Genomic DNA, 13,233 nt, shown 5'->3' on the forward strand with positions numbered 1-13,233 from the left:
TGCTTACTCTTTGCCGGAAACTCCGGCGCTTTCGAAGGTAGCCATTTCTTTCATAATCAACTGCGCCGCATCGATAAAATGGAACGCCAGCACCGCCCCCGTCCCCTCGCCAAGACGCATATCCATGTGCAATACGGGTTTTAAGCCGGCCGCCTCCACCAGCAAGGCATGTCCTTGCTCCATGGACATATGCGAACCGACCATGTAGGCCGCTGCCTGCGGTGCCAAACGCACGGCGATCAAAGCTGCGGCGGACGAGATGAAGCCATCCACCACCACAAGACAGCGATGCGCTGCCGCGCCTAGAATGACGCCGACCAGTCCGGCGATTTCGAGGCCGCCCAGCTTCGCCAGCACATCCAGCGCGTCTGCCGGATCCGGCGCGTTGATTTCCAGCGCGCGGCGCACGACGTCCACTTTGTGGAGCCGGCGCGCTTCGTCGATCCCGGTGCCTCGGCCTACGGCCTGGTCCGGGGAGATCCCCGTCAACGCGACCATAATTGCGCTGCTAGGCGTCGTGTTGCCGATGCCCATCTCTCCGGTCGCGAAGACGCGGTACCCTTGGGCGGCGCGCTCCGCCACAAGCTCAAAGCCCACGCGCACGGCCGCTTCGGCCTCCGCGCGTGTCATAGCCGGGCCGCGGGCGATGTTGCCCGTGCCGCGACGGATCTTGCGCTGCTCGAGTCCGGGGTGCTCGAGCTCCGCATTGACGCCGATGTCGACACAGACGACATCGGCGCTGGCTTGGCGCGCAAGCACGTTAACCGCTGCGCCGCCGCCCAGGAAGTTGAGCACCATCTGCGGGGTTACTTCCGGCGGGAAGGCGCTCACACCCTCTTCGCAGACGCCGTGATCCCCCGCCATGACCATGACGGCCTTACGGGACAAGTCCGGTGTCACTTCTCCCGTAATGCCGGCGGCCTGCTTGGCCATCTCTTCCAAGCGCCCCAAACTGCCCGGCGGCTTCGTCAGGCTGTCCAGCCTGCGCTGCGCCTCTTCCATCGCTTTCTGGTCCAACGGCTTAATCCGCTCAATCATTTCTTGAATCGTTACCATGTAACATTCCCCTCTCTTCTAAGTACCTTTGTCGGCAACGGTGGGTCATTCTTCCCTCCATACGCTCTTCTCGCCAATAGTGGGTAATTTCTACCCTACGTACACTCTTCCCGCCAATGGCGGGTCATTTCTATCCTCCGTACGCTCTTCCCGCTAACGGTGGGTAATTTCTACCCCTCTTTATCCGATCCATTCACCACGGGTCATTTACTAAGTCCCATTCTAGCTGCCGCCTTCAAACCTCCCCCGGCGTCAGCAGAATCTGCGGAGCGCCCGTGCTTGGGTGCGGCACGATTTCCGGCTTGGTACCGTATACCTGCTCAATCCATTCCTTCGTCAGCACCTCGCGGGGCGTGCCGCTAACCGCTACTTTGCCCCGGTGCAGCACGGTCAAGCTGTCGCAATACTGCGCAGCAAGGTTCAAGTCATGGAGGACCGCCACAACGGTCATCCCGCACTCCTGCTGCCATGTGCGGACATAGTCCATCATTTGCAGCTGGTAGCCGATATCCAGAAAGGTTGTCGGTTCATCGAGCAGCAGCAACAGCGGCTCCTGGACCATGGTCTTCGCAAGGGCTACACGCTGGCGTTCCCCTCCGCTTAGAGCAGCAACCGGCCGTTCCGCATAAACGGACAACCCCAGTTTGTCCATGACACTGTCAATCAGTTTCTCAGCATCCCCCGCCTCACCGCCAAGCCAGGATTGATAAGGGTATCTGCCCATTTCAACTACTTCCCGCACGGTAAAGCCTACCGCCGGAAGCCCTTCCTGCTGCAAAACAGCCATGAACCGGGCAAGCTCCTTGGCCCCATATGCTGCAATGGGTTTCCCGTGTAACTGGACACTGCCTTGCTCCAGCCTATCGATGCCGGACATCAGCTTAAGCAAGGTGGACTTCCCGCTGCCGTTCGGCCCGATAATCCCGTGGAAGCTTCCGGGAGCCACAGTAACATCTACCTGATCGAGCACCTTGGCCGCACCATAAGTCTTGCTGACCCGGCTCACCTCGACCATCGGAAATGCCGACGCGCTGATTTCCTGCTCCACTTTCCCCAACCCACGCCGGAATACATTTGACTGCGCCCCCGCAGCACCGTGCATCTTCAGCGCCGGGTTCTTCACCGCACGTTCCTCGGATTTTCCCAATGTCCTCACCTCCCCATTTTTCTTTTCCGCAGCAAATAAGCAAAAAACGGAGCCCCGATAAAAGCCGTCACCACACCCAGCGGGATCTCCTTAGGGGACAGGACGAGCCGGGCGAGTGTATCCGACCACAGCACATACATGCCTCCGACCACCGCAGACACCGGCATCAAAATCCGATAGTCCGGACCGAACAAAAGCCGCACCAGATGAGGCACGACCAATCCGACAAAACCGACCACGCCCGCCACCGAAACCGCCGCCGCCGTAAGCAGGGTCGACACGATCAGCACCACCAGCTTCGTACGCTGCACATGGACACCCATATGAGCCGCCTGGCGCTCGCCAAGCGCAAACAGGTTCAAATTCCGGCTGTAGCTGAGCAGCACTACAATTCCAATGACAAGATAGGGGATCATGGCAAGGGAGTAATCCCAGCCTCTTTTCGACAGACTGCCCATCATCCAGAACACGATCTCATTGACCACATTATTGGAGAGGGACACCATGAACGACACGGCCGAGCCCAAAAATGCCTGTACCACCACTCCCGACAGCAGCAGCGTCTCCAACTCCATTTTGCCCTCGTGGGAAGCAAGACGGAGTACCCCGAACAAGGTCAACATTCCCGTCGCAAAAGCTACCGCCGGAACCGTCCACTGCCCCGCCGCCGTCTGCCATCCGAACAAGATCAGGAAAGCCGCCCCGACTGAAGCGCCCGTTGCCACACCCAGAGTGTATGGATCTGCAAGCGGATTCCGCAGCACGCCTTGAAATCCCGCCCCTGCCAGAGCCAATGCCGCCCCTACCAAAATAGCCAGCACAACGCGCGTTAACCGCACATCCAGAATAATGGTGCTTTCCGCTTCCATTCCGGACGGAACTGAGACCAGCCGCCCCGCCAAAGGAACCTGATCCAGCAAAATACTCCAAACCTTCGTCAAAGGCACATGAGCGGCACCAAGCGACAAACTTACCATAACGGATAAAAGGAGGAGCACCCCCGCCCCTCCCAAAATCCACATCAGCTTCCGCTTCATTACTTCACCAGGTCCGGATGAATGGCCTTGGCCATATCCAGCAGCACTTTCGTTAAACGCGGCCCTACCCGGCTGATCATATTGTTATCCAACGGAAATACCTGACCGTTCTTCACGGCTCCAATTTCCTTAAATCCCGGACGCTTTATAATCCCGTCATAGATACTATTCTTCAGATATTCATCATCTTTGGCGTATAAAATGACCTCCGGATTCGCTTTAATAATCGCCTCGGGGTCAATTTCATACCAGCCGGCTTTCGCCTTGCCTACATTGTCTCCCCCGGCCAGCGTAACCAGCTCGTCCATGTATTCCCCGCTGCCGACGGTCCATCCCGGGGAGAATTCCATGTACACTTTTTTGAGCGGAGTTCCTTTCAAGGCATCAACGACCTGCTGTTTCTCCGCTTTCATCTGGTCCGTCACCTGCTTGGCGCCTGCCTGTAAATCCAGGATTTGTCCAACCGTATCGATCTTCGCTATCACTTCATCCACCGACTTGGGATCGGAAGCGAACACTTTTACATTGAGCCCCCGAAGCTCCTCGATGACCTTGGATTGTATGCTCGAATGTGCGAACACCACATCCGGCTTCGCCGCAACAACCGCTTCCAGATTGATGTTCATATCACCCAGCTTCGGCTTTGTTTTCGCTTCCTCCGGGTAATCGCTGTAATCATCAACCCCTACAATGCGGTCCCCGGCGCCAACGGCGTAAACGGCTTCCGTTTCGCTCGGTACGAGGGTAGCGATTTTCGCAGGCGCTTTATCGAAGGTTACGTCCGTACCTGTACTGTCTTTCAGCGTTAGCGGATAAACGGTCTTGGCATCGCCGGCGTTGTCAGCCGCATTGCCGGCAGCCGTGTTATTCCCTGCCGCATTCCCCTCTTGTTTCGTTTCTGCGTTACTGCCCGCCGCTGCATTCCCGCCGCCGTTCGTACCGCACGCTGTCAACGCCAACGCAAACAGCAAAACCATGGCAAGCCATGAAGACTTGTGCCACTTCAAACTTCTCTTCATCTGTGTCCCTCTCCCTTTGCAATTCTAGTGAGATAGGAGCCTGGTCCGTTCAAACAACCCGATAAACGAAAAACCCCCTGCCCAATTATGGACAGAGGGTACAGCAAACAAGGATACAAGTCGGCCTCCCCGTCAGGGTGCCGATCCCGGTGCGCCGATTCCTCTTTCGCGAAGGACTTCGTCTGCTAGACCGCAAGGCAGGTCTCCTGACTTATGGGTTTCTGATTCGCCCCCGCCTTCCCATCCATGTGCGTCATGGACAGTGGCTTCGGTGAGGCAATCCCCTAATTACAGTGGCGCGACCGTGCCGGAATCTCACCGGCTTCCCTTTTAACCCGTCTCTAGCGAAAATCGCAGCGACTAGGCACCTAACGGTAAAGTTGGTTATTCAATTCTCTCAAGCTACCAATCTGCTCAAATTATAGAGGAGAATGAGGCCGAATGCAACCTGTTTCCCTGCCTAAAATTACTCTCTCAATGTTTCATATAATCGCGTCGGGACGTAAGCGGCGGCTTGTTTCCGCAGCGACCGGCGGAGCCTGGCGGTTTCCTGCTCCAGCGCTTCCTTCTCGTGGACAAGCCTCTTATTGTCGGCATTTACTTGCTCGACATGAGCCTTTATTTGCTCGGCCATCGCTTGCAGCGCCGCATTCTCTGCCGTTACTTGCTCCCGCTCCGCTTTCAGCGCCGAGTTCTCCGCCTGCAGCCGTTCCCATTCCGCCCTGAGCGCCTCGTTCTCCGCTTGCAGCGCGGCAGCCGGCAGATCCGATGCGCTGCCTTTCTCTTCCTTCATGCTTTTCACTCACCTTGGCTTCAGATGCCTTTTATCATACCATACCGTACCTTATGCCAAAAGGACCCTAATCCCGAGGAATTCCTATTACACTGTCTGCTCCGCCAGCCGGGCTGCCAGCGGGTACGAGAAACTGTACTTTCCGGAGCCTGCCTCAAACACAACCGCACTGCCGAGCTGTCTAACGGAATTGATGCCCTCCGTCTGGCTAAGAAGCGTCCCGCCTTCCATGACACGGTCCGCTGCAGCTTCGGGAAGCGTTACCTGAGCGGTAGTATTTGCGGGAATTTCAATTTCGACCGCCATGGTCAGCGACTCGGAATCCCGCCGCCAGGAACTGCGGATCGGGCCATACATGGACTCTAGCTCAGCTGAGGCATACTCAAATTCCTCGGAAGGCTGCGGCTTCAACAGAATACGCTTATAACCCGGCCGGTCTTCCGCCGCGTCGAGCCCTGCCAATACCCGGTACAGCCAGTCGCCGATAGAGCCGTATGCATAATGATTATAAGAGTTCATATCCTTGCTCCAAAAGCTGCCGTCTTCCTTAATCCCGTCCCAATGCTCCCATATGGTCGTGGCGCCCTTCGTTATGGAATACAGCCAGGACGGATAAGACGTTTGGGTAACCAGCTTAGCGGCTGTCTCGTGATATCCGTTCTCCGACAGCGCCAGACAAAGGTAAGGTGTTCCAACGAACCCTGTGGTCAAGTGATACTTGTTGTCTTCAATCATTTTGGCCAGCGTGGCTGCGGTCCGTTCCTTAGCCGGGCCTTCCACCAGTCCGAACATTAACGCGAGTACATGTGCGGTTTGCGTTGGAGCTGCCAGGCGGTGATTCGGAGTAACGAACTCTAGATGAAAATGCTCGCTGATCCGGGAGTGCAGTTCTTTATACTTACGCGCTTCCTCCTCCAGGCCCAGAACCTCCGCCGCTTTGGATACAAGCTGTGTGGAGTAAGCATAGAAAGCGGTTGCGATGAGGTCCGTCGGCGTAGCGCCGATATAGCTGTTCTCCTTCGCATCCAGTCCCAGCCAATCGCCGAAGTGGAAGCCCGTATTCCATAAATACTCATTGTCCCCTTGCCTGCGGATGTACTCTACCCAGGCTTTCATGCTCGCAAACTGTTCCTGAAGGATGCGACGGTCCCCATAGCATACATACAAGTTCCACGGGCAGATGACTGCGGCATCACCCCAGGCTGCCGAAGAATAGCCGTCCAGCACATTCGGTACGACAAAAGGAACCGCTCCGTCCTCCGCTTGATCCGCCTGCAAATCCCGAAGCCACTTGGTGAAAAAAGACGCGACCTCCATATTAAAAGCAGCCGTCCGGATAAACACCTGAGCATCTCCTGTCCATCCAAGCCGTTCATCCCGCTGCGGGCAGTCCGTCGGAACGTCGAGGAAGTTTCCTTTTTGCCCCCACACAATGTTACTTTGCAGCTGGTTCAGCAGCGGATTCGAACATTCGAACTTTCCGGTTTGCTCCATAGCCGAATGCACGACGCGGCCGGTAAACGCATCCAGTCGCAGCTCCCCGGTATACCCCTCGACTTTCACATAGCGGAAGCCCTGGAACGTAAAATGCGGTTCGTACCGTTCCTCCTGCCCGCCTTTGCATATGTACCTTATTTGCTGCTTTGCGCTGCGCAGGTTCTCCGTATAAAAGTTTCCTTCCCCGTCCAGTACCTCGGCATGATGCAGCGTAACGGTTGTTCCCGCTTCACCGGTGACACGGAATGCAACCCAGCCCACCATGTTTTGTCCAAAATCAATGACCGTTTCCCCGCTGGGCGTATGAATGAGCTCTACCGGCTTAATCTCCGAAACAACTTGAACCGGCTCGCTCTCCTGAGCCTTCAATACTGCTGCCGGCGGCGCCAAAGTCTCTACCGTTCCCCATGAGCCCGAAGGAGAACCCGCTTCGCTCCAGCCCGATATTTCCAGACGAGCGTCATACGTCTCCCCATGGTAAATCTCAGCATAAACAACCGGACCTGTTGCGGAGCTCCAAGTTTCATCCGTAGAGATGACCTGCCGGCTTCCGTCCTCGTATCTGATCTCAAGCTGGAGCAAGCCGGCGCGCCTGTCACCGTATATATTGCTGCGTCCATCCCATGCCAAGTTTCCTTTATACCAGCCGTTGGCCAAAGCCATCCCGACAGCGTTCGCCCCATCGTTCAGAAGACCGGTCACATCATAAGTCTGATATTGCAGCCTATGGCTATAAGACGTCCAGCCTGGAGATAAACGGTCCTCGCTTACTCTTGTACCGTTCAGATGCAGCTCATAGACGCCCAGCGCCGTTGAATAGATGCGGGCCGAGCGGATCTGCGGGCGCACCTCGAACTCTTTTCGAAGCAAAAAAGCCGCCTCTTCCTGCCGGTTCAGATGATCTTCCGCCGGCGTAATCCACTGAGCTTCCCAGTCTCCTGCAGCCAGTAAAGCCGTCTCCCAATGCCCAATCTCGCTCCAAGGCGAAACCTGCCCCTGCTCATCCCATATCCGTACGCGCACAAAATAACGTGTTCTCGCTACAAGCTCCGGCCCCTCATAAGGGATATGCAGATTGTCCTCGGAATCTACTTTTTGCGTGTTCCAAAGCACCAGCTGAAACGTATCCTCTACTGATACTTGAATCTGGTAAGCCTGCTGTGCCGTTCCTCTGCGGTCCGATTGAAGCTGCCAGCTGATCCGCGGCTTTTGGACGTCTATACCTAAAGGGTTCCTCTTATACTCGATTCTCACTTTACGGACAGTTACCATGCGGGACGCCTCCTGTAACAGATAGATTTTGATTCTATTGTAGTACAGATGCCTGCCAAGAGATGGGGTGAATACGGACTAGTAATGAGGTGGATTCAGACATAAAAAGAAGCCGTTGTACGAATCTATCCGCCGAACAGAATATCCAATACAGTAGATAATTGTCCGGAGGTGTGCCCGCGAAGCACGTCCGGGTTGTACACCTCGACGAAACCGCACTGTTCACAGCTAACGAACAGATAATGGTTGTATTCCACGTCCAAAAGTTTGCTAAGCCCTGTCCCGCTCATCGCTACTTCTTTCGTCCGGCACTCGGTGTATCCGCACTTTGCGCATTTGAACTTGAATTGAATAGCCTCTTCAATACTTGCAAAGTCCGCTTCCCCCAGGCTGGCTTCCGGCGTTTTGCCTTCTTTGCCTTCGTCCGCCTCCGAATTCAGATGATCCTGCAGCACCTCATGGAGGCACACTGGACAAGTCTGATGAACGAGCTCTACATGATTGCCGCACCATGGACATTCAACCCTCATGACTTACCTCTCCCTTCGTTACTAAACTATACGCCTGAAGAGACGACCCTATTCCGGCCTGCCCGCTTCGCTGTATATAAATTGACATCCGCCTGGGAAAGCAGCGTAAACCGGGTGGTCCTGCCGCCTGCCGCAGTGCTGGCGCCAATACTGGCCGTAATGCGCAAATCGCCGGTAATCTCCTTCCAATCCGCGCTGCATATGCTGTTCCGGATCCGTTCGGCGCACGCATGGCCTTCCCTTTCATCCGTACCGGAGAGAACCACCACGAATTCCTCTCCCCCGAATCTGGACACCGCCGCCGTTTCGGCAACGGCGGAAGTCAGCAGTTTAGCGATGTTCAAAAGAACCTGATCACCGACGGCATGCGATAACGTATCGTTGATCACCTTGAAGTGATCCAGGTCGATCATCATCACCGTAATATGCTCTCCCGTTGCGGATGCACGTTCCAACAGCGTATCGATATGCGCATCGATGAACCTCCGGTTATGCAGTCCGGTCAACGGATCGCGGAGCGCCATCTCGCGGTACTGTTCGCTTACCCGGCGCGCCTCCTCCGCATCAAACACGGCTTGAAGTATGCGGGTACGGGCCTGCATCTCGTTGGCCCGCAGCGTCTCGGCTTCAGCATGATATTCGCGGTGCATGTCGAACGCTTCCTTATACCGGCCTTGAGCCGCATAAATGTTGCATTGTTCCAGCTTCACTCTCACCTTCAGCCCGGACAACCCGTATTTATCGCATAACTCCCGCGCCTTATCCATCGTGGACTGAGCCCGGTCAAACGCTCCCTGTGCGCGATGGGCTTCCGCGTAGGTAATCATGCTCTCGGGCAGCGCTGAGATTTCAGCCAGCATCCGTCCCTCCGGATTTTCAATGGCCGGGCGAAGCGTGTTTTCGGCCTGTTCAGCCAGTCCGAGCAGCATAAGAGTTCTGGCAATCGTGTCAAGCTGATGCGCGCCCAAAGGAAGATGGTATTGGCCGGCCACCTCCTTCATTTGATCGACCAGTTCCATCGCCTTCACGGCATCTCCCTGCTCATAGCGGGTAAAAGCCATGTTGTTTAATGTATTCAGCGCCAGCTGCGAATCCTGCACCTCGGAGGCGATTTCCATCACTTCTTGAAACCGGTAGCTCGCCGACTCGTAAGCTCCTGTTTCATCCAGCATTAAGGCAAGAATCATCAAATGGTCCGCCTTTATGCGGGGCGGAACATCGGGCGGGGTCTGCTCCACAGCTCTGACCGCATGTTCAAAAGCGCCGGCCATGTCCCCGATCCTCCGGAAAAATCCCGTTAACAGCCGGTGACTGCGCGACAGCACATAAGCATTCCTGTGAACGATGGCCCAGTCTTTTACCTCCATCAGCATGCGCCCGCCCTCAGCAATTTCTCCCTGCCTGCCCATGACGTCGGCTTGGACAAGCAGGACACGCATTTTTAAATGTTCTATACCGAGCCTTCCAGCCGTTTCTAAGGCATGTTTTACCGCCTTCACGGACGAGGCGACATCCTGGTAAGGCATCATTTCCAGCACATCCAGTGCTTTCGCAAAAGTTTCAGGGGTGAAAGGTTCACCCCGGGTTTCTTTCAGTTGATAGCTCCAATAATCAGCAAGCGGTTTGCTGCAATGCGGACACGTATCCACCGGCTCCATCTCAGCTTCCCAAAAGATCTCCTGTTGGCATTTGAGGCAAAGTTGATCGTGTGTTCTTACCAATATGATTCCTCCCAAGGAAGCAGCGAAAACCATCCCCATGGGGATGGCCGTCATAGTTTGATATACAGTTCGCTATGATGAACGTAAAACCCTGCTAAAACCCTTCACATCACCTGTAAAATAGTCAAGCCGCCATCTTCGGTGCAGTGGTCCCGCCGATCCCTGAACTACGCAGCTTTCCTGCTTGCGATGCTTCTTGCTGCACCCGGGTAACTGCTGCCGCTGCATCAACGCCGTCATTCATTACCAGCGTGACAAGCGACTGAATATGCCCGTTCGTGTAAGCCGAAGCAAGCGCACGTATAAAACTTTTCGTGTCCTCGTCCTTAGCAGCGGGAAGACTTCCCGTTTCCCACTCCTTCCTTACCAAAGGCAAAGCCTGCCGGGCGCGGTGCAGCGCCGCTTTAACGGCGCCCGTAGAGGTACCGAGCCGCAGAGCTGTCTCGGCAGCCGAATAGCTGAAGACATCCCGCAGCAGAAACACGCCGCGCTGCAGCGGGGACAGATGGCGGATGAGCCCGTGGAACAGGATCTCCAGCTCGGAGGACACTCCTGCTTCGGTCTGTTGCACAGTCTTTGCCTCGGTTTCGTGCTTATGGAGCACTCGTTTGAGTACATTCTGCCGCCGGACTTGATCGATCCAGCTGTGTTTGGCCATGCGGATCATAAGCGCCTCAGGCAGATCGGATGGCGTTTGTTTCAGATATGCATAAGCTTTCAACCAAGCGTTCTGGGCCAGGTCCTCCGCGTCCCAACTTGTTTTGGTCAATGAAAGACAGTATCGCTTTAGAGCAAGATAAGATTTTGTGTCCTCGTGCGAAGCTGTTCCGTTAGGATTCATTGCGCATCCGCCCCTTTCGCGGCCGTTTTTTAAATTGGAGTTATGCCCTAAGTATACGAATTTCATAGTTCGGAAGATACGCCGGGCGGCATCTTTTTTAAATTCCATACCAGCGTATCCTTCCGGTTCTGCACGCCGTTTACTTATATGCATATCAAATTTCAGGTGACGGAGGTCGATTTCAATGAATTATATCCCTTATGTCGTGGAGCAGACCAGCCGCGGCGAGCGTTCGTATGATATTTATTCCCGGCTGTTGAAGGACCGGATTATTTTTGTAGGGGCGGCAATTGACGATCAGCTGGCTAACAGCATCATCGCTCAACTCCTGTTCTTGTCGGCGGAAGACCCGGAGAAAGACATTCATATGTATATTAACAGTCCGGGCGGATCAACCTCTGCCGGTTTCGGCATCTACGATACGATGCAGTTTATTAAACCGGATGTAAGTACCATCTGCACCGGCATGGCTGCCTCCTTTGGCGCAATTCTTCTCCTGGCGGGCACCAAAGGGAAGCGGCTCGCCCTGCCGAACAGCGAGGTCATGATCCATCAGCCTCACGGCGGCGCCCAAGGGCAGGCCAGCGATATTGCGATCAGCGCCAAACGGATTTTGCAAATACGCGAAAAAACGGTGCAGCTTACAGCGGAACGTACAGGACAATCGGCAGACAAGGTCGAAAAGGATATGGACCGGGATTACTTCATGACCGCGCAGGAAGCAATGGACTATGGCGTCATTGACAAAATCATCACCTCTTTGTAAGAGGATTAAGAAGGAGGAACGGTTACCATGCTGGAACAGTTGATGGGGAAAGAAGTTACGATTGTATTTTTGGACGGGGCAGCCGCCAAGGACGGGATTTTGGAAGAAGCGAACGAACAGTTCGTGAAGTACCGGACCGAGTATCAGGAGCTGTATATCCCGGTTAGCTCGATCCGGGCGATTACGATCGATACGAAGGAGCGGCAGAGGCCGCGTGTAGGATTTTCACTATAGGTTGCACCAACCCCTTTTTTGCCTCGAGGCTGATGGGGGTTTCTTTGTCTGTCCTGGGATGGATGCGGCGGCGAAACTTCAGGTTTCATTTTATCGTATAATAGAGTCTAGCCTTGAAAATCATTTCCCGGGAAAGGAAGAATGCAATTGTCCGGTACACGCAATAAATCGTTTCTTGCCGCCGCAGGCGTGTTTCTTATAGCCAAATTCAAGTGGGTGCTCGCCCTGCTCAAATGGTCCAAGTTCGGAGGCACGTTTATCACTATGGCTGCTTCCCTTGCGACTTATGCGGTTTTTTATGGATGGAAGTTCGCTGTTGCGCTTATTTACTTGATCTTTGTCCATGAGATGGGTCATGTGATAGCAGCGCGGCGTAAGGGAATCACGACTTCCCCGGCTGTGTTCATTCCGTTCGTAGGTGCATTTATTTCTATGAAAGACAAGCCGCGCGATGCAGCTACGGAAGCTTACCTTGCCTACGGCGGTCCACTGGCAGGCCTGATCTCGTTCTTGCCTGCCATTGGTTTGTACTATGCAACAGAGGATCCGTTCTGGGCTCTTGTGATCTACCTCGGCGCCTTGATCAACTTGTTTAACCTGATCCCAGTATCTCCGCTCGACGGCGGCCGGATCGTGTCCGTCCTATCCAGCAAAATCTGGTTTATCGGTCTGGCCGGCCTTTTTATCGTCGTCTATTTTCGCCCGAGCCCTATCACCATTCTGATTCTCATCTTCGGTGTCGTAACCTGGTGGAACCGGCAGCGTGAAGGGTATCGTGCAGCGATCGTTGCGCATGAGAAATACAATCTTGTCCGGCTGAGGGACTCCATACAGGAGTGGCCGTCCATGAACAGCACGTTTGAACTCAAACGGGAACTGCAGTCCACCATTGCAGAGTCCGAGCGGGTCATTCAGCACACCCGCAAAACGCTGATCCCGTTCATCCACGATAACGAGAAGCTGGCGCGGGAAAAAGCGAAGTTGGATTTAGGGTACTCGCTTCAGGCGCTGGAACTGGTGAAACAGTGGGAATTCCAGCCGGTGTACTTCTATGAGGCTGATCCGCAGAACCCGGCTCCTTCCGAGCTGCTGGTCCGTGTCCAGCGGGAGCTGAACGAGAAACTGGCCATCGTGAACGAGCAGCTGGAGCGCTTATCCACCTACTACGAGGCGCCCCGCTCCGTGAAGTGGAAAGTCCTCGTCGCTTACCTGCTGCTCGCCGCCGTCCTCTCCGCCTTCGCGGTATACGGCCATGAATTGGTGCAGCAATTTGAAGTGAACATGTAAGGCAACGCAAAGAACCCCCGGCGCTTCGGATGA

The 13,233-nt window shown here is 55.0% G+C and carries 12 protein-coding genes and 1 riboswitch; of the genes, 3 read left to right on the forward strand and 9 right to left on the reverse strand.

All coding sequences use genetic code 11. From position 1 onward, the window contains the following. Positions 1-3 precede the first annotated feature (3 nt). From cobT to ACFSUF_RS01385, 9 genes are all read right to left on the reverse strand, one after another. The gene (gene cobT / locus ACFSUF_RS01345; RefSeq protein WP_377599349.1) at positions 4-1,056 is read right to left on the reverse strand and encodes a nicotinate-nucleotide--dimethylbenzimidazole phosphoribosyltransferase; all 1,053 of its coding nucleotides are present in this window, start codon (positions 1,054-1,056) and stop codon (positions 4-6) included. Positions 1,057-1,291: 235 nt separating this feature from the next. After that, on the reverse strand, positions 1,292-2,203 hold the full coding sequence (locus ACFSUF_RS01350) for a heme ABC transporter ATP-binding protein (RefSeq protein ID WP_377599351.1): 912 nt from the start codon (positions 2,201-2,203) through the stop codon (positions 1,292-1,294). Positions 2,204-2,208: 5 nt separating this feature from the next. Continuing rightward, on the reverse strand, positions 2,209-3,240 hold the full coding sequence (locus ACFSUF_RS01355; RefSeq protein ID WP_377599353.1) for a FecCD family ABC transporter permease: 1,032 nt from the start codon (positions 3,238-3,240) through the stop codon (positions 2,209-2,211). After that, on the reverse strand, positions 3,240-4,259 hold the full coding sequence (locus tag ACFSUF_RS01360) for an ABC transporter substrate-binding protein (RefSeq protein WP_377599355.1): 1,020 nt from the start codon (positions 4,257-4,259) through the stop codon (positions 3,240-3,242). Before ACFSUF_RS01360 ends, ACFSUF_RS01355 begins: the two co-directional genes overlap by 1 nt. 179 nt (positions 4,260-4,438) lie before the next feature. Further along, positions 4,439-4,646: riboswitch (cobalamin riboswitch) on the reverse strand. A 79-nt stretch (positions 4,647-4,725) separates the two neighbouring features. Further along, on the reverse strand, positions 4,726-5,052 hold the full coding sequence (locus ACFSUF_RS01365; RefSeq protein WP_377599356.1) for a hypothetical protein: 327 nt from the start codon (positions 5,050-5,052) through the stop codon (positions 4,726-4,728). Between the two features lie 87 nt (positions 5,053-5,139). Next, positions 5,140-7,821, reverse strand: coding sequence for a family 78 glycoside hydrolase catalytic domain (locus ACFSUF_RS01370; protein ID WP_377599358.1), 2,682 nt, complete (start codon positions 7,819-7,821; stop codon positions 5,140-5,142). A 125-nt stretch (positions 7,822-7,946) separates the two neighbouring features. Beyond that, a complete protein-coding gene (locus ACFSUF_RS01375) occupies positions 7,947-8,351 on the reverse strand; it encodes a zinc ribbon domain-containing protein (protein ID WP_377599360.1) in 405 nt (134 codons plus the stop codon). A gap of 26 nt (positions 8,352-8,377) precedes the next feature. Continuing rightward, positions 8,378-10,072 carry a tetratricopeptide repeat-containing diguanylate cyclase gene (locus ACFSUF_RS01380; RefSeq protein ID WP_377599362.1) on the reverse strand — a complete coding sequence of 565 codons (1,695 nt, stop codon included), beginning with the start codon at positions 10,070-10,072 and terminating at the stop codon, positions 8,378-8,380. 124 nt (positions 10,073-10,196) lie between these two features. Further along, positions 10,197-10,913, reverse strand: a complete 717-nt coding sequence (locus tag ACFSUF_RS01385; protein WP_377599364.1) for a sigma-70 family RNA polymerase sigma factor — start codon at positions 10,911-10,913, stop codon at positions 10,197-10,199. A gap of 184 nt (positions 10,914-11,097) precedes the next feature. On the opposite strand from ACFSUF_RS01385, the gene clpP reads away from it, so the two are divergent. From clpP to ACFSUF_RS01400, 3 genes are all read left to right on the forward strand, one after another. After that, positions 11,098-11,679: an ATP-dependent Clp endopeptidase proteolytic subunit ClpP gene (clpP, locus tag ACFSUF_RS01390; RefSeq protein WP_377599366.1), complete on the forward strand. Its 582-nt coding sequence runs from the start codon at positions 11,098-11,100 to the stop codon at positions 11,677-11,679. A 27-nt stretch (positions 11,680-11,706) separates the two neighbouring features. Next, positions 11,707-11,913 (forward strand): hypothetical protein, encoded by a 207-nt coding sequence (locus ACFSUF_RS01395; RefSeq protein ID WP_377599368.1) that lies wholly within the window; start codon positions 11,707-11,709, stop codon positions 11,911-11,913. Between the two features lie 141 nt (positions 11,914-12,054). After that, positions 12,055-13,200, forward strand: coding sequence for a site-2 protease family protein (locus ACFSUF_RS01400; protein WP_377599370.1), 1,146 nt, complete (start codon positions 12,055-12,057; stop codon positions 13,198-13,200). The last annotated feature ends 33 nt before the right edge of the window (positions 13,201-13,233 follow it).

The organism is Paenibacillus gansuensis, from assembly GCF_042684925.1.
GTDB lineage: Bacteria > Bacillota > Bacilli > Paenibacillales > DY6 > Paenibacillus_N > Paenibacillus_N gansuensis.